An 18,024-nucleotide genomic window follows, 5' to 3' on the forward strand; every position below is an offset into this window, starting at 1 on the left:
ATGATTATGTTACATCGTAATATTTTTAGAATTATTTACATTTTAAAAAACTAAATTTAAAACGAAAAAGAGGGGATAATTTGAAAGAAGAATCTTTATTGAAAGTAAGTCTTAAGAGTTTGAAAATGAGAAGTAATTTATTTTTCATCATTACATCTTTAAGTATCTTTTTAGGAGCCACTTATTATTACAATAAAAGATTTCCAAATCACAGATATCCTGACTGGTTAGAATTTCTAAAATTAGTTGGTTGAAGAAAAGACAGAAAAACAGAAAATTCAAATAAAAAATTATTTATTGTTGAGGAGGAACTAGTATGAATATAAGAGAAAGTGAACTTCCAGGTATTGGTTATAAATTTCAAATCGTTACGAAAGGTAACGAAAAAATGGTGATTGTCATTCATGATGATGGGCGTAGAGAAATGTATCATTTTGATACAGACCATGAAGAAAGCATCTCAAGTATTTCATTGCGTGACTCAGAGGCAAGACAAATTGCAGCAATATTAGGCGGGATGGTATATAAACCTCGGGCATTAGAAAATGTTGAGATGGTCTTTGAAGGTTTAGCGATTGAGTGGTTCAAAGTGGAGAATGCAGCTCCAGCAATTGGAAAAACAATTGGTGATCTTGAAATAAGAAAAACATATAGCGTAACGATAATTGCAGTTATGAAAAAGAACATGAAAAAGCTATTTAATCCAGGACCAGAAACGGTAATTGAAGAAGGAGATATGCTTGTAGTCTCAGGTGAGAGAGAAGAAATTAAAAAGATTATCAATGAATTACTTTCGAATAGGGGGACTGACTAGATGGATACTTTAATTTTTGAAGTTGGTACAGCTTTAGTTTTAGTAGCAATTGCGGCGGTAATTGCTGGGAAGTTTAAATTCTCAGTAATTCCTTTTCTAATTGTTCTTGGCATGTTAGTAGGACCGCACGCGCCGACAATAGGTGTTATCGATCTCAAATTTATTGAAAGTGCAAGTGTGATATCCTTCCTTGGAAGGATTGGCGTTCTGTTCCTTCTTTTCTATCTAGGATTAGAATTTTCGATGAAAAAACTAATTAAATCTGGACGTTCGATTGCTATTGGCGGAACGATTTATATTTTAATTAACTTTTCACTAGGATTATTATACGGATTTATAATGGGATTCCCGTTACTCGAAATCTTAATTATTGCGGGTATTATTACGATTTCTTCTAGTGCTATCGTTGCAAAAGTGTTAGTTGATTTGAGAAGAACTGGTAATAATGAGACCGAATTAATTTTAGGAATTATTATGTTTGAAGATATATTCCTTGCTGTATATTTATCAGTAGTTTCTGGCTTAGTCCTTGGGGATCACGCTTCGTTCTTAGGTGCCCTCACTTCAATTGGAATTGCTTTAGGATATATGCTTCTATTCTTCGTAGTAGCTAGAAAGGCTACGCCGTTATTAAATAGATTGCTCAATATTAGTTCAGATGAAATCTTTATTATTGTAGTATTTGCTTCGCTATTCTTTATTGCTGGTTTTTCAGAAACAATTCACGTTGCAGAAGCAATCGGGGCACTTCTTTTAGGGTTAGTTTTCTCAGAGACAGAGCATAGTGATCGAATTGAACATCTTGTTGTTCCATTTAGAGACTTTTTCGGAGCTATCTTCTTCTTCAGTTTCGGATTAAGTATAGATCCGTTCTCATTGGGCGGAGCAATATGGTTAACGTTAGGTGCTGTCCTTCTTACAATCATCGGAAACTTTGTAGCAGGGATGATTGCAGGACGACAAGCTGGATTATCTCATAAAGCTTCAACAAATATTGGATTAACAATTGTTTCAAGGGGAGAATTCTCCATCATTATGGCCAATATCGGTATCGCCGGTGGTTTAATGTCAGTATTGAAGCCATTCTCAGCACTATACGTGCTTATACTGTCCATTTTAGGGCCACTTCTTACGAAAGAGTCAAAGAATGTATATAAATTTTTAAATAAAATCTTTAAGTGGGATACGAAGGCAAACTAAATTTTAAAAAATAAAAGTACAAGATATTTACCGCTTGTACTTTTATTTTTTGCAATGAAAACAGTAAAGAGAGGTAAATGATGTTAGGAGAGTTGATTCATTCAGTTTTAGTTTTTCTAGAAGGACTTGGTTATTGGGGAATTATGCTTGGATTGATGTTAGAGGTTATTCCAAGTGAAATCGTATTGTCTTATGCAGGCTATTTAGTATCAACAGGAAGCATTACATTTTGGGGTGCTGTTGCGTTCGGTACGATTGGCGGTGTAATCGCACAGCTATTTATTTATTGGATCGGTCGATACGGAGGAAGACCTGTTCTTGAGCGATATGGAAAATATATTTTGATTCAGAAGAAACATATTGATTATGCGGAAGCGTGGTTTAATCGTTATGGAACTGGTGTTATCTTTACCGCACGTTTTATTCCCGTTGTGCGTCATGCTATTTCGATACCAGCAGGTATTGCGAAAATGTCACATGCTAAGTTTATTACGCTAACTACATTAGCTGTTATTCCATGGTCAATTGTATTTGTCTATTTAGGCTTTAAATTAGGATCAGAGTGGGAAAGTATTAATAAAGTAGCTGGGCCATATGTGAAATATTTTGCGCTTGCTGCTATTGTTTGTGCAATTGGTTATTTTATATTAAAAAAAATGATGAAAAAAAAGTGATTACGGAAAAAGAATCTATGCTGACATAGATTCTTTTTTATTGTCATTTTTTAAAGTGTGAAAGAGTATGTTTAATATTTACCATATTGTGGCATACATATAGGAAAAGGGAGTTTGGGAAGGGGATTATTGAGAAATGGAACTCCAGTTTCAAAATGTATATCAACAAGTTGAGAATTGGTATGTGTTGGATTCGGAGCTTCCTTGGGATGTCAAAAAGTTAAGAAATGATTTGTTTTCTCTTATTGAAGTAAGTGCAACGCCAGTTATTTTTTGTGATACGTGTGATGCGAATAATGTACTTTTATCATTAGGAGAAGAAGAAGAGGAGTTTTTATTCCCGGTAGGTGGTTTTTATCATAAAGAAAAACAATTAATTTTCGTTTGTATGTGGGAAGAGTATGAGCAAGTGCTCAAAACGCTATTGCATGAATTCAGGCATGCGATGCAGCATAAGGACGATGTACTATATGTTGGACATGAACTATACGAAGAAAGATGGATCGAGAAAGATGCGAGGTATTTCGCGGAGAGGAAGCTAGATGAATACAAAAATAGAAATTTAATCTGAAGCATAGTGGAGAAAAATCACTGTGCTTTTATTTGTTGCTAATTTAAAATAAGTAGTTGACCTTTATTAAGTTTAGTTCTAAACTAATAGTATCAAATGAGCGAGGTGATGGAATGAAAGCAGAGGAAAGACTTGGATTACTATTATGGTTTCGTTTATCACGCTTTTATAATAGAAGTATTCGTGAGACAAATCAGCATTTGAAAAAGTGGAATGTATCTGCCGCTCAGTTTGATGTATTAGTTCAAATTGGAGGACACGATCGTTTAACGCAGCAAGAACTTGGAAATAAGTTGTTTGTTACGAAAGGAAATGTTACTCAGCTTTTAAATAAGATGGAGCAAATAGATTGGATTCAGCGTGAACAAGAAGGTACGACGAAATATATTTCATTAACAGAAAAGGGAAAGGTTCTATATGAAGAAATAGTCCCGCCGCAAGAAACATTTCAAGCAGAGCAATTTGATAAGTTAAATAGAGAAGAACAAAAACAATTATTAGAATTACTGAAGAAGTTGCAGTAATAAAATTAAAAATAAATATCTCGATTTCGAGATAATATGAGGNNTATGAGGTGAAGGGTATGTTTAGAAAAGTTGATCATAAAAATATGGGAAGAGCAAATCACGGTTGGTTAAATACACATTTTCATTTTTCTTTTGCAAATTATTATAATCCAAACAACATGAATTTTGGAGCAGTACGTGTTATGAATGATGATTTAATAGCGGCACAAACAGGTTTTGATATGCATCCGCATCGTGATATGGAGATTATCTCTTACGTTATAGATGGTGAATTAACACATGAAGATAGTATGGGGAACCGCGGGACAATTGAGCGTGGGCATGTTCAATATATGAGTGCAGGTACTGGTGTATTTCACAGTGAGCATAACTTAGGAAATGAAACATTACGTCTATTGCAAATTTGGATTTTACCAGACCGCGATGGTCATAAACCGAACTATGGTGAGTTTAAATTTGATTGGAGCAAACGTGAAAATGAGTGGTTCCATATGGTATCTCCTTCTGATGGAGATGCACCAATTCATATTCACCAAGATGCAAATTTATATTCTTTATCATTAGAGGCTGGTAAAGAGATTCATTTCCCTGTTCAAGAAGGACGCCAATTATACCTTGTACAAATTGAAGGTAGTAGCGTTGTAAACGGTGAAACACTCGTAATGCGTGATGCAGCGGAGGCTGTAGAAGCAGATATTCGCATTCAAGCGAAAGAAAAATCTCACTATTTAGCAATTGAAATGAAAATGCAATAAAGTGAAGTTTTAATCAGTGGGTTGTTCAGTATATAAATAGCGGAATGAAAAGTTATAGGAAAGAGGACATCGAAAAACGATGTCCTCTTTTTGGTGAGTTGAATTATCAGAAAAAACTTTCTCAATGTTTAAAAACAGGTATACGAATAAGTATTTAGAATTGTAATAAGTGTGTCAAAAATTCTTAGGGGAATGGGGAGTGTTAGATTGAAAAAGCAAGTAATTTCATCAGCATTAGCGTTAACTGTTATCGCAAGTGGGTTTGGGGCATTTGGAGCAACTACGACGAAAGCAGAAGAGCAAAAAATCCAGTATCACCAAGAGTTCAAAACACCAGCTTACATAGGTGAAGAATGGAAAGCGCCAGAAGGTCTAGATAAAAAAGAGACAGTATTTCAATATTTAGAGAGCAAGAAGGATATGTTTAAACTAGCAGGAAATATTGATAAACATTTCAATATCGTTGGTGAAGAAAAAGATGCTGAGTCTGGTACAACACATGTGAAGTTAGTTGAGAAGCATAATAACATTCCTGTGTATGGTTCAGATCAAACGGTTACGCTTGATAAAGAGAATAATGTAAAAGCATTTTTCGGACAAGTTATTCCAAATTTAGATAATAAAAATATTCCTGTATCTGCAAGTATTAGTGCGGAACAAGCAGAAACGATTGCAAAAGCTAATATTGAGAAAGAAATTGGTAAAGTAAAGAATTATGATGGTGTGAAAAAAGATTTATATGTGTATGAAAAGGATGGTCAATACTATCTTGCATATCTTGTAAAAGCGTCGGTTTCGAAACCAGCTCCAGGATATTGGCATTATTTTGTTGATGCAACAAATGGAAATGTTATTGAGAAATATAATGCTGTAGATCACGTTACTGGATTTGGTTACGGAGTATTAGGGGCTAGACAATCATTTGAAATTGCTCAAGATACGAAAACAGGAGCGTTCAACTTATTTGATGGTACACGAGGTCAAGGTGTCCATACATTTGATGCAGAGAATATGGATGAAAACTGGTTTAATTTCTTCTCACAAATTCTTGGATATACAGGAGAAGAAGTTGTAAGTAAATCTAAGTTCTTCGAAGATAAAGCGGCAGTTGATGCGCATGTGAATGCAGGAAAAGTATATGATTACTATAAAAAGACATTTAACCGTAACTCTTTCGATGATAAAGGTGCGAGACTTATTTCTACTGTTCACGTAGGTGAATCTTGGAATAACGCAGCGTGGAACGGTGTGCAAATGATGTATGGTGATGGAGATGGTAAGACATTTATTCCATTATCAGCAGGGCTAGATGTTATTGGCCACGAATTAACGCATGCTGTAACTGAACATACAGCAAATCTTGTTTATAAAGATGAGTCAGGAGCGTTAAATGAATCGTTATCTGACATTATGGGTGTCATGGTTGAGAAGAAGAGCTGGGATTTAGGTGCAGATATTTATACACCTGGTAAACCTGGTGATGCACTTCGATCTCTGAAAGATCCAGCATCTATTCCGAATCCATTAAAACCTGGTGAAGGTTACCCAGATCATTACAATAAACGCTATACTGGTACAGCTGATAATGGCGGCGTTCATATTAACAGTAGTATTAACAATAAGGCAGCATATTTAGTGTCTGAGGGCGGTACGCATTACAGTGTGAAAGTAACTGGAGTGGGCCGTGAAGCGACAGAAAAAATTTACTATCGTGCTCTTACAAAATATTTAACTGCAAACTCTGATTTCAAAATGATGCGTCAAGCTGCACTTCAATCAGCAGAGGATCTATACGGTAAAAACTCTAAAGCTGTACAAGCTGTAACGAAAGCTTATGATGCTGTAGGAGTAAAATAATAAGAGAAAAAGACCTGACTGGATTGTCAGGTCTTTTCCTTATTTAGTCACGAATACCTAGTGCGATTTTCGCCATACGTGACATACGTTCTTTTGTCCATGGCGGATTCCATACAACTTTTACTTCTATTTCATTTACTTCGGGTACGTTCGTTGATAATATTTTTTTAACGTCTGATACGATTTGGCCAGCCATTGGACAACCGATAGAAGTCATTGTCATTGTAATGACAGCATTATTATTGTCATCTGCTGTAACGTCATAAACTAATCCGAGATTGATAATATCAACACCTAATTCAGGGTCAATAACAGCTTCTAAGTTCGCATATAACTTTTCTTCAAATGCTTGTTGTGGCATGTGTAGCACCCCCTAAATATTAATGATATCGATTATCATTATAATGGATATGCGTATAAAGTGCAGGAAATGAGCTCAAAAAAATATTCCTCCCTTGAAAGGAGGAATATTTTTTTGGAAAGCTATTCAGTTTTAAAATGAGATACAAGCTGATCTAATTCTTCAACTGTTTGTTTCATTTGTTTTGCAGTTAGGGTCATTTCATTCATAACAACGACTTTCTGTGCAGCGAATTGTGCTGTTGCGACAGTCTCACTTGAAACTTCATTAGAAATTGAAGCGATGTTATTAAGTGAAGCATTCATTTCTTCAGCACTTGCGGCCATTTCTTCAGCAGTTGCTGATATGTCTTGGATTTGAGTAGACACTGTATTCACTTGACCGACGATTGTTGTGAAAGAAGAGCCTGCCTCACGAATGACGTTAATACCTTCAAATGCTTCAGAGCGACCTTGAGACATCATAGAGCTAGCAGTTTTTGTATCATTTTGAATTTGATGTAGCAACTGGTTAATATCTGTTGCCGCTGTTTTTGATTGTTCAGCAAGTTTACGAACTTCATCAGCTACGACAGCAAATCCTTTTCCTTGTTCACCGGCACGAGCCGCTTCAATAGAAGCATTTAAAGCAAGTAGATTTGTTTGTTCAGCGATATTGGAAATAGATTGTACAGCTGCATCAATATATTTCGTATGAGTGATTAGACGTTCGACTACTTCTGATGTAGCATTTACTGCTTCGTGAATCGTCGTCATTTGTGAAATGGATTTTTGAATAACAGTACTTCCGTCGTTAGCATGTTCTGACGTGGCTACAGCTAGTTCGGCTACAGAAGAAGCAGATTCTGCAATGCGCTGAACACTCATTGCCATATCATCCATTGCAGTCGAGCTTTCTTCCATACTAGAAGTTTGTGATTGGATGCTGGCATTTAAATTGGACATCGAGCTTTGAACTTTTATTGTTGCATCACGCGATGTATTGGTCTTTTCTAGCATGTTTTCGGAAGCATTTTGTACTTCCACAGAAGTTTTTTGAACACGATTAATGATATGCTGCAAGTTTTCTAACATGTTATTAAATGATGTGGCAATAGCACCGATTTCATCATTGCTATTTACTTGTAGACGTGCTGTTAAATCACCTTCTTGAGAAGCTAATTCTTTTAATTTCGTATCAATTTGTTCAATTGGTTTAACAAGCTTGCCAGAGAACCACCATGCAAGAATGAGTGCAACAATAATACATATAACAAGTGATAAGAAAACAATATATTCAATTAGCAGTGAAGATTGATTAATTTTTTCAATGGATTGTTCACGTAACTTAGCTTGTTCGTTGCTATAGTTTGTGAAGTCACCAATAACTTTATAAACCGTACCATTTTCTTTAGAAGCAACTTGTAATGCTTCTTCCCATTTTTGTTCTTTTGCAAGAGAGAAAACTTTTTCTTCAATAAATATTCTCCAAGTAGAGCCTAGTTCCATAGTATCTTTTACAGATTGGGATGCGTTAGGGTTAGAAAGAAGTTTTGCTTTATTATCTTCAAGAAGCTTACTCATTTCATGAAACTTGTCTAATTCGACTTGATCGTGTTGCAGTAAATAACCTCTTAAAGCTGAAAGTTGTACTTGATACGCGTCTCCACGTTCTTTTAATTCTGTTGCAAGAGGGGAAATATCTTTTTGTAGTGCTTCAGCTTTATGAGATTGGTCAACAGCAAAGAATAAAATAAAAGCTAATGCGATGCCAAATAAAGCGCAAATCGTTCCCATCATGAACATAAGTTTTTTTCTAATGCTCATAAAATTCATATGATAAAAAAGCCTCCTTTTTTAAATCTTAGTATTAGAATTAATTGATATAATGAATTAAAAGAAAGCCTTACTCCTAAAGGAACAAAGCTTTCTTCTTTCCTTTAGGCATTATAGCAGACAGAGGAAGAGAGAGAAAGATATATTTTAACGTGAAAAAAGCGGGCTGAAAAGTAATCCCTCTTTATTATGAAGGTATTAATCTGGTCAATGAAAATTATGGAAGATAATGGGGATAGATGGATGAGTAGAAGTGAATATTATTAAAATGGATATATTTATATATCAAAAATTCTTAAATAAAAACCACAAATACTATTGTAATTCGAAATGACATCCTGTATACTTCTAATTAGTTGATAACGATTATCACTATCAACTGAAGCATTACTCTTCGTTATGTTGGTCATACCCCTTTTTGACGACGTAAGTCAGAGACGAATGTTGAAATATCTTGTGTCCTATTCTACAGAATTATGGTAATCTCCAACCTCAACTTATATGCGTAAGCATGCAAAAAAAGGATCCTATCCGTGAAGGGATCCTTTTTTGCATGTGGTCGCAATTAATGTATATAGACCGGGTATACGTTCTTCAATTCCTTCGGGTGAAGTAGAAGGGAAGACCCACCTTTGATGAGATCCGTGTTCTTCAATCAATTTTTCAACCTTGAAATTTGTTTCTGCCATTGCTGTAATAACTTCTCCTAGTGTCCAGCGCCTAATTTTTGTTCTCGGTAAAGCGTATTTCTGTGATTCCGTAAGGAGAGTACTATAAGCTACGTCATCTTCAATAAGTTCCTCATCGAAATAATTTCCATTTGCTCGAAATGATGGATGATCTACTCCTAATAATTTTGTATAAACGGGATGATAGTCACGCAGTATAAATGTCCCATCTTGTTTTAGTAAGTGAGAGATTATATGAAAGAGTGGCTTTAAGTCTAAAAAGTAATGGAGCACGCCAAGTTCCAGTAATACGATATCAAATGATTGGGATAGGTTTAAATCTAGTACATCGGAAACGATATATTGAATAGAGACGTCAGCAGCTTCGGCTAGTTCGGTTGCATATTTAGCATTACTTGCTGAAATGTCTACAACTGTTACATCGGCTCCTAAAAGAGCAAGAGCAACCGCCTTGTTTCCTTTTGATCCGAGTAAATTAATAATACGCTTTCCTTTTGGAGATTGTATGTAGGGTAAATAATGATCTACCTCGCGTATTGGATCTTCCATGAGCTTTTTCGCATAATCCTCTGGCGCCCCGTGGCGATTTGTCCAAGCTTCATAAGCAGCTGCGTTCCAGCTTTTTTCATTAATCGCACTTAGTTGCTTTTGATTCAATGTTATCACTCCTTTTGTGAACATATAGTTATTCGGTGAATGAGTGGGGTTTCCTGCTTTTTTGAATTAAAGTTTGATTTTTCTGTTATTAAGTCGTAAAATATGTGTTATACATAAAAGCGTTGAAAAGGAAAAGTAGAATGGAATCATTCTTTCCAGAGAGCTTCGGTAGCTGAGAAGAAGCAAGAATATTCATTTGAACAATGGCCTTTGAGCTTCGTCCTGAACTTATCAAATGATAATAGTAGGCGGCGACGAGAATTGGTACTCGTTATCAAAACCACAGTATAAGAGCATATAGCTCCGTACTTGTTAAGGTTAGTTATGTGAATAACTGACGAAATAAGGTGGTACCGCGACTGTTTATACAGCCCCGCCCTTATCTTTTTTAAGATAAGGGCGGGGCTTTTTATATTTTAAAGGAGGAATATAAGATGAGTATTTTTATTGGAGGCGCTTGGCCGTATGCAAATGGTTCGTTACATCTTGGGCATATTGCTAGTTTGTTACCAGGAGATATTTTAGCGCGTTATTATCGGGCTAAAGGTGAGAATGTGTTGTATGTTTCAGGAAGTGATTGTAATGGAACACCGATTGCAATTAGAGCAAAACAAGAAGGGGTTACAGTAAAGAAAATAGCTGATCAATATCATGAAGAATTCGAGCGATGTTTTCATAATCTTGGTTTTACGTATGATTACTATACACGTACAGATAGTGAGCATCATCATGAAACTGTTCAAAAAGTCTTTTTGCGACTATTAGAAGAAGGTTATATTTATAAAAAAGTCGTTGAACAAGCTTATTGCGAAACGTGTACGCAATTTTTACCGGATCGATATGTAGAAGGTATTTGTCCACATTGTCATGAAGGGGCGAGGGGTGATCAATGTGATGCTTGTTCCGCTATTTTAGATCCACTCGATTTGTTAGAAAAGAAATGTAAGTTATGCGGTAGTACGCCATCAGTACAGGAAACAGAGCATTTCTATTTTGCATTGCATAAATTTCAACAACAAATTAAAGAGGCTGTAGAAATTGCAAAGCAGAAAGGAACATGGCGCGACAATGCAATTCAATTAACAAAGAGATATTTAAAGGAAGGATTACAAGATAGGGCAGTATCACGTGATTTACCAATTGGGGTACCAATTCCGGTGAAAGGATATGAAGATAAGAAAATTTACGTATGGATTGAAGCGGTGACAGGATATTATTCAGCGAGTAAACACTGGGCTGAAGAAACAGAGAAAGCTGATCAAGAGTTTTGGGATAGAGATGCGAAAACATATTATGTACATGGTAAGGATAATATTCCGTTTCATTCAATCATTTGGCCAGCGGTATTACTTGGAATAGGAGAAGAAGCGATTCCGCGTCATATCGTTTCGAATGAGTATTTAACAGTAGAAAAAAGAAAGTTATCGACAAGTAAAAACTGGGCAGTATGGGTACCTGATATATTGGAACGCTATAATCCAGATTCTATTCGTTACTTTTTAACAGTAAATGCACCAGAAAATCGTGATACTGATTTTTCATGGCGTGAATTCATTTACAGTCATAATAGTGAACTATTAGGCGCATACGGGAACTTTGTGAACCGGACGTTGAAGTTCATTGAAAAGTATTATGATGGCATTGTGCCAAAAGCAAATATTAATATAGAGCTGAGAGATAAGGTAGAAGGATTATATAAAAGTGTAGGAGAGGCGATTGAACAAACTAAATTTAAGGTGGCACTAGAAACAATATTTGATGCAGTACGCTTTGCAAATAAATACTTTGATGAAAAGCAGCCTTGGAAACAAAGAGAAGAGGACCCAGTTCCATGTGAGGAAACAATTTATAATTGTGTTTACCTGATAGCAAACTTTGCACAACTGCTTGAACCATTTTTACCGTTTTCAAGTGAAAGAGTTAGAAATACATTATCGAGTGTTAAAGTAAATTGGGAACCTCAAAATACGTTGCCAAACCGAATTGATAATGTGCAGCCATTATTTGAGCGAATCGATGTAAAACAAATTGAACATGAGGTAGAGAAGTTATATGGGGCGGTAAAGTGAAATATAACAAAAGACCTTTCAAATAAATGAAAGGTCTTTTGTTATGCTGTATAACCCTCTTTCTTATCTTTTAAAAAGAAAAGCACAGCAAGAATTACGAGAATAATAGCCGAAATATCATATGTTATTTTGAAGGTAGAAATAAAGTTTAACATATCGTAACTTTATTCACATTTATATACAAGTTGATGTTTTCACGCACTATGCACACGATTATGTTTTTTTTCTTTCCTAGCAGTAAGTAGTTGTGGTGTGAAAATACCGAGTAATATAACCAAAATCCCAATCCACTGCATTGGCGATACAACTTCATGAACAAGTGTAATAGAAGCGATAATGGCTGTTGGTAATTCAGCTGCACCTAATATTGTACCAAGTCCTGTTCCTACTTTTGGTACCCCAATTGAAAAACAAATGACAGGTATAATAACCCCGAACAGTCCAAGGAAGAAAGCATATTTCCATAGGCCTGCTTGTAAGGTACCATCTGTTAAAAAGGTAGGCGGGAAAAATAAGCATACAATAAGAGTAGCACTCGTTGTCATAAGAAAGCTTTTCGTATAAGGCGGAACATCTGTAGCAACGCGCCCGCTTACAAATACATAGAATGAGAAAGAGACGGCAGCTAATAGTCCGAAAATAATACCTTTCGTAGAAAAGTTTTGTCCAAGACCTTCAAATACTCCACCAGCAAACAATGTACCAGTAAATAAAATAATAATAGATATAACTTTCTCACGGCTTGGGAATGTTCGATTCGCAATCGCTTCGATGACTACACCAATCCAAGTGAACTGAAAGAGTAAAACGACAGCGATAGAGGCTGGCAATTCTTCTACGGAAATAGCATAGAAAATACCTGTCATACTCATTGTTGTGCCGACTGTTAGTAACGAAAAGAATTGTTTTTTTGATACTTTATGACGTGAAAAGAACAGAACGAGTAAAAGGAGTCCAATCCATCCGAAGACATATTGCCCTCCTAGTAGTTGGTGTGATGAAAATCCTTCGATGAATCCGAGTTTAAAAATAGTTGAAAGTACGCCGTAGCTACAAGCGCCGAATAAAACTAGTAATGAATACTTAAATTTCTCCATGTGAAAACCTCCTTATATAAAGTGAAACTTTAATCAGTGGGGGTTTTGTTCATCCCCCACTGATTATTAGCCCGACTCCCACCTAACTTCTTTGCTCCAGCCGAATTTTGAGGTGGGAGTTTTACTGCCCTCAAATAGCGGGATAAATAAAAAACGCCCGTTATCCTAATAAGGACAACGGGCGAACGAAACAGAGTCAGAGACTCTACAAAATTCCGCCACTCATACGAAGTATGAGTTTGGGGTATGAAATTATAGTAGTAGTTTACATTGCTTTTGGAAAGACAATTGAGCATTTTACACCTTGAGGTGTGTTTTGTATTCCATAAGGAAACTGATGTTTATCTAGTATTTGTTTTACAATATATAATCCAAGACCGCTACCTTGTACTAAACCGTTATTTCCAGGATTAGCGCGATAGAAAGGCTCGAATAAATGAGCGAGTTTGTCCTCATCAATTTGTGAACCTGTATTTAATACCTCTAATGCGTAACCGTTCGGTTTTTCATAAAGCTTTATATATACATGCTGATGATCGATTGTATAGTGAATTGCATTTGAAATAATATTAAAAATAGCAGTTTGAATAAATTTAGGATCAGCTAAAATTTGTACGTCTTGTTTAATATTAGATTGAACATTTAATTGCTTTACAGATATAAAATAATCTACTTTCTTCATAACGTCCTCAATGATGTTAGATAGTGAAATAACTTCTAAATTCGGTTTGAATTGAGGGTTTTGTATTTTGGATAATTCTGACATCCTTTCCGTTAATACGTTAATATCCTGCATCATCTCGTAGGAACGTTTTAAGTATTTATCTCTATCTTTGTAAGCACCGATTCCGTGAATCATGCCATCTAGTTGCCCCATAACGGCTGCGATAGGTGTTTTTAATTCATGGGATACCATAGACATAAATTCTTTGCGAGATTGTTCTAATTGTTGTTCTTTCTTGAGCTCATTTCGTAAATCTGTATTTGTTTCATGTAGATTCTTCACAATGGTTGGGACTTGTGAAGCGGCTACTTGCAAATTAAAATCTGTTTGATCTGTATTTTTGTTAGGTGATTGTTGATCTGAAAAGTCCAGATTTATAATATCTTTTAAAGTATCACTCATATATTGAAAAGGTTTGGCAATTAGTTTGGCATAAACTAAAGAACCGAACAGAGATAATGCAAGCATTGTTGCACCAATACTTGGAGCTAATTGTTGCATTATCTCTGCTAAACTAGGATTATCATGTGTTTCGTTTGTTTTCTTTGTTGCATTTTGTGTATGTAAGGAATCAGTGTTAGCGGCTGTTTGTTCCGCTTTAGTATGTGATTCAGTTTTGTTACTTTCCTCCGAAAGATTTGCTACATTTTCTTTTGCTTTTGTAGTTTGGCTAGGTTGTAAAAGATGATTAATAGCCGTAGAGAGTGTTTTGAAATCTATAATAGATGACTGGAAATTTGAAATGCTACCCTCTGAAACAGCTTTATTCTGTTCTCTTTTATTTTGTTCGTTTTTCGTAACTGAATCCGCATGTTCCGCAGTTTGAGTTTCAGGGTTTTTCGCATAACGCCCTTTATCATAGTTTAAAGCTAGAAAATAAATGATTTGATAAAGACAAATTGATAAAAGAACACAAAACAATAGGGTTTTGATGAAAATATTTTTGGTGATGTTATCCTTACTATGCTTCGATTTTGTAGCCAATGCCTTTCACCGTTTTAATATAAGTAATCCCTAATTTTTTCCTTAAATTTTTAATATGTGTATCTATAACTCTTACATCACCATAATGTTCATAGCCCCATACCTTATTTAACAAATCACTTCTTGATAATACTTTTCCTCGATTTTGTAACAACGTATATATAATCTCAAATTCTTTAGTTGTTAGTTCAATTTGATTACCATGAACATAAGCCGCATATGCTGTAGAATTTAACATCAATTCATGGAATTGTAGTATAGTTGCAGTTTCGGCTTCCTTCGTTGTTGTCCTTCTTAATACAGCTTCTACGCGTTTAATAAATACTGTGTAATGGAACGGTTTCGTAATATAGTCATCAATGCCCAACTCAAACCCTTTAATTTCACTCTCTTCATTATGTAAGCCTGTTAACATAATGATTGGTACATCAGACTGTCCTCGCATAATTTTACAAATACTATAACCATCTATATCCGGTAACATTACATCAAGGAGGACAAGGTCGTATGAATTTTTTTGGAAAAGAAGAATTCCCTCCGTTCCAGCACCAACCACATCAACGGTAAAATTTTGAGCATTTAAAAATTCACGAATAAGTTCTTGTATATCTGGGTTGTCTTCAATCACCAGTATATGCGTCATAGTAACACCTCCTAAATAACGCTTTTTACTGCAATATTCGAATTCATCATTTTTCGGGTGACTCAGGTTGTATATACATATAATAAGCCCCCGCTATAAAATAATCATAAAAGTAGCAAGGGGAGTTGTTTATTGGAACTGAATATTTCAGTATTATAGTAGTTCTATTATAGTATGCAATGTAAAATTTATAAAACATTCTAACTGTATAATTTTAATATCTATGTTTATTAATGTTTTTATGCTACTTAGTGCAGTCTACTCTCATTATATATGCAAGTAGAGTTGTTTAGCTACTGTAAATGAATAAATAAAATAAGCCAAGATATAAAATTCTTGGCTACATGTAAATCTTGTTCATAGGTTATTTTACAGTGACAGTGGCACGTTCTTGAATACGTTCAAATAACCAATGTATATCATTGTTATACATGCGAATGCAGCCAAGTGTTGTAGCTTTGCCAATCGCTTGATTGTTGTTAGTCCCATGAATCGCATACGTTGTTCCGTATGTTCCTGCCATATTTAATCCGAGCCAACGGTCACCAAGTGGATTACGTGGATCGCCGCCTTTAATATGTCCTGTATAATAAGGACGGTTTTTAATTTTATTTACCACTTGAAAAGTACCTTTAGGTGTAGGTGTTGCTGTTTTGCCAGTAGCGACAGTGAAGCTTTTTATAAACTTTCCATTTTGATAGAAATCCATTTTATTTAATTTCGTGTCAACGATAAGTTGTTCGTTAGTTGAAGCTGCTTCCGCAGACATATATGGAACAGTTAAAAAACCTAACGATAACATTATAGTTACTAGTAATTTTTTCATTATATTCTCCTTTTACTATTTTAGTAGCATTACATGCAATGAATTTGTAATCCTCGTAATGCTTGATGTACGTTTTCATTTAGTGATTCAAAAAAAGTAGTGATTTTTGTATTATGTTTGTTGTTTTTATCAATGAGCAATCTTTCATTTAGTAAAAGCTCACCGTGTAGTCCGAAGCTCTGTACTTGAATGTTCATTTCATCTTCTGTTTCAGAAATGATTGGTAAGAAATAATGAAACGCTTTCGTTGGAATGATATAACTTTTTCCAATCATGCTTTCTTGATTAGAATTAGTCCATTTTTTCGTGACAATTTTAATATTCTTTTTAGAAACGACAAAAGATAGCGTTGTGGATTTTGTTAAACTTACGTCAAATTCATTTGTTTCACATATGTGTAAATTAAAAATCGTTTCATTTGGATGAGATTCAATATTGGTATTAATAAAATCGTGCATTTTATAAGCTTCCATTCTTATTCTCCCTTTTTTCATTTTCAGAAAGCGATTTATATTTATTCAATTTAATGTTTAGGTAATATAGTAGTAAAAGTTTTCAACAAATTCCGATATAATCTTACAATACATATATGAAGCTAATATGAAGTTAGTATGAGTTTGTTATGGTTTTTTATAGAGAACAAAATGAGGCGATTTTCGAGTGCTGAAAACTGGATAAAATTTGTATATTAATGACTCTAGCTATTGTAATAGGTAGGTGTCATCCCGTTTTAAAACGATAATTTATATAATTAAATAAAGAACAGAAAACTTTAGCATGAGCCTTACAAAAATGTAATAAAAATGTAAGCTATTGTGATAGTTATTTCGACAATTTTTTTATACAATAATAGTAACAAGTTGTACGTGGATGAAAGGGGAGATGACATGGAATGGGTTCATGAATTATTTCAGCAATACGGGTATTATGTAGTACTTGTAGGTTTGCTGTTAGAATATATTGCACTTCCGTTTCCGGGAGAGCCAACATTAGCATATGCGGGATTTTTAGCACAGAAGGGTGATCTAAGTTTACCTATTTTAATTATCCTATCCTTTATTGGGACAGGTGTAGGAATGACAATCCAATACTTTTTAGGAAATAAGCTTGGTATGCCTTTTGTTCAAAAATACGGGAAATACGTATTTTTAACACAAAGAAAAATTGATTTAACGAGAATGTGGTTCGATAAGTATGGATATTTCCTTATCTTTATTGGTTTCTTCATTCCTGGTGTACGTCATTTTACAGGATACTTTGCAGGTATCATTAACTTACCGTTTCGCCGCTTTGCGATTACAATTTATTCAGGTGCTCTGTTTTGGGTATCATTCTTCTTAATCGGTGGTTATTGGTTAGGTGGAAACTTACAGGATATTTTTGGGGTGCTAGAAGGTCATATCGGTAAAATTATCTTTGGAGTTATCGTGATCGTAGCAATTACGTTAGGCATTCGTTTCCGCAAACAGTTAAAACGAGTACTGTTACAAAACGCAAGTTAATATGAAATCCATTCTATGTCAAAATTTAGGAAGGCAGTGCTTTTGAGCACTGCCTTTTTTATTGTGTTTTCCAGTTTGCTTTTATTTTCCCCTCGATACCGTAACCGGTCACTACTATATAATATGTTCCCGTTTTACTAGGTGAAAGTTCGTACGTATCGTTGCTTAGTATGGACATAGGTTCATATTTATCCCGCTATTTGCCGGGCAGTAAGACTCCCGCCTCAAAATTCAGCTGAAGCAAAGAAGTTAGGTAGGAG

Annotated in this window: 17 protein-coding genes and 1 other annotated feature; of the genes, 9 read left to right on the forward strand and 8 right to left on the reverse strand. The window is 35.0% G+C overall.

From position 1 onward, the window contains the following. Positions 1–316: 316 nt before the first annotated feature. The 7 genes from V7038_RS22575 (at position 317) to V7038_RS22605 (ending at position 6,398) form a co-directional block, all read left to right on the forward strand. Positions 317–814: a cation:proton antiporter regulatory subunit gene (locus V7038_RS22575; protein WP_002159951.1), complete on the forward strand. Its 498-nt coding sequence runs from the start codon at positions 317–319 to the stop codon at positions 812–814. Further along, positions 815–2,014 (forward strand): cation:proton antiporter, encoded by a 1,200-nt coding sequence (locus V7038_RS22580; protein WP_002112739.1) that lies wholly within the window; start codon positions 815–817, stop codon positions 2,012–2,014. Positions 2,015–2,094: 80 nt separating this feature from the next. Then, a complete protein-coding gene (locus V7038_RS22585; protein ID WP_002112738.1) occupies positions 2,095–2,688 on the forward strand; it encodes a DedA family protein in 594 nt (197 codons plus the stop codon). A gap of 136 nt (positions 2,689–2,824) precedes the next feature. Beyond that, entirely contained in the window at positions 2,825–3,259 is a 435-nt protein-coding gene (locus V7038_RS22590) for a DUF3920 family protein (RefSeq protein WP_002112737.1), read from the forward strand. Between the two features lie 113 nt (positions 3,260–3,372). Continuing rightward, the gene (locus V7038_RS22595; protein WP_002112732.1) at positions 3,373–3,783 is read left to right on the forward strand and encodes a MarR family winged helix-turn-helix transcriptional regulator; all 411 of its coding nucleotides are present in this window, start codon (positions 3,373–3,375) and stop codon (positions 3,781–3,783) included. A 59-nt stretch (positions 3,784–3,842) separates the two neighbouring features. Continuing rightward, positions 3,843–4,541, forward strand: coding sequence for a pirin family protein (locus V7038_RS22600; protein ID WP_070170646.1), 699 nt, complete (start codon positions 3,843–3,845; stop codon positions 4,539–4,541). 207 nt (positions 4,542–4,748) lie between these two features. Beyond that, positions 4,749–6,398, forward strand: coding sequence for a M4 family metallopeptidase (locus tag V7038_RS22605; protein WP_335695658.1), 1,650 nt, complete (start codon positions 4,749–4,751; stop codon positions 6,396–6,398). A gap of 43 nt (positions 6,399–6,441) precedes the next feature. On the opposite strand, the gene V7038_RS22610 is transcribed toward V7038_RS22605, so the two are convergent. The 3 genes from V7038_RS22610 to V7038_RS22620 all read right to left on the reverse strand — a co-directional run bounded on the left by V7038_RS22610 (position 6,442) and on the right by V7038_RS22620 (position 9,919). Beyond that, positions 6,442–6,759, reverse strand: a complete 318-nt coding sequence (locus V7038_RS22610; protein WP_335695659.1) for a metal-sulfur cluster assembly factor — start codon at positions 6,757–6,759, stop codon at positions 6,442–6,444. 122 nt (positions 6,760–6,881) lie between these two features. After that, the gene (locus V7038_RS22615) at positions 6,882–8,573 is read right to left on the reverse strand and encodes a methyl-accepting chemotaxis protein (RefSeq protein ID WP_070170645.1); all 1,692 of its coding nucleotides are present in this window, start codon (positions 8,571–8,573) and stop codon (positions 6,882–6,884) included. 527 nt (positions 8,574–9,100) lie between these two features. Beyond that, the gene (locus V7038_RS22620) at positions 9,101–9,919 is read right to left on the reverse strand and encodes a class I SAM-dependent methyltransferase (RefSeq protein ID WP_070170644.1); all 819 of its coding nucleotides are present in this window, start codon (positions 9,917–9,919) and stop codon (positions 9,101–9,103) included. 113 nt (positions 9,920–10,032) lie between these two features. Continuing rightward, positions 10,033–10,303: a binding site (T-box leader), on the forward strand. Between the two features lie 50 nt (positions 10,304–10,353). Between V7038_RS22620 and metG the strand changes: the two genes are divergently transcribed. Next, the gene (metG, locus tag V7038_RS22625) at positions 10,354–11,988 is read left to right on the forward strand and encodes a methionine--tRNA ligase (RefSeq protein ID WP_070146979.1); all 1,635 of its coding nucleotides are present in this window, start codon (positions 10,354–10,356) and stop codon (positions 11,986–11,988) included. A gap of 194 nt (positions 11,989–12,182) precedes the next feature. Here metG and V7038_RS22630 read toward each other — a convergent pair whose 3' ends face one another. From V7038_RS22630 to V7038_RS22650, 5 genes are all read right to left on the reverse strand, one after another. Continuing rightward, a complete protein-coding gene (locus V7038_RS22630; protein WP_002112724.1) occupies positions 12,183–13,085 on the reverse strand; it encodes an EamA family transporter in 903 nt (300 codons plus the stop codon). Between the two features lie 265 nt (positions 13,086–13,350). Beyond that, positions 13,351–14,793, reverse strand: coding sequence for a sensor histidine kinase (locus V7038_RS22635; protein ID WP_002112722.1), 1,443 nt, complete (start codon positions 14,791–14,793; stop codon positions 13,351–13,353). Further along, positions 14,771–15,436: a response regulator transcription factor gene (locus tag V7038_RS22640; RefSeq protein WP_002112720.1), complete on the reverse strand. Its 666-nt coding sequence runs from the start codon at positions 15,434–15,436 to the stop codon at positions 14,771–14,773. Before V7038_RS22640 ends, V7038_RS22635 begins: the two co-directional genes overlap by 23 nt. Positions 15,437–15,800: 364 nt before the next feature. Next, positions 15,801–16,262, reverse strand: coding sequence for a L,D-transpeptidase (locus tag V7038_RS22645; RefSeq protein WP_002112718.1), 462 nt, complete (start codon positions 16,260–16,262; stop codon positions 15,801–15,803). Positions 16,263–16,291: 29 nt separating this feature from the next. After that, positions 16,292–16,735, reverse strand: a complete 444-nt coding sequence (locus V7038_RS22650; RefSeq protein ID WP_002112717.1) for a DUF3978 family protein — start codon at positions 16,733–16,735, stop codon at positions 16,292–16,294. 414 nt (positions 16,736–17,149) lie between these two features. On the opposite strand from V7038_RS22650, the gene V7038_RS22655 reads away from it, so the two are divergent. Next, positions 17,150–17,764, forward strand: a complete 615-nt coding sequence (locus tag V7038_RS22655; RefSeq protein ID WP_002112716.1) for a DedA family protein — start codon at positions 17,150–17,152, stop codon at positions 17,762–17,764. Positions 17,765–18,024: the final 260 nt, after the last annotated feature.

It is taken from the genome of Bacillus sp. JJ783 (assembly GCF_036963225.1).
In the GTDB taxonomy this organism is placed as follows: domain Bacteria; phylum Bacillota; class Bacilli; order Bacillales; family Bacillaceae_G; genus Bacillus_A; species Bacillus_A cereus_U.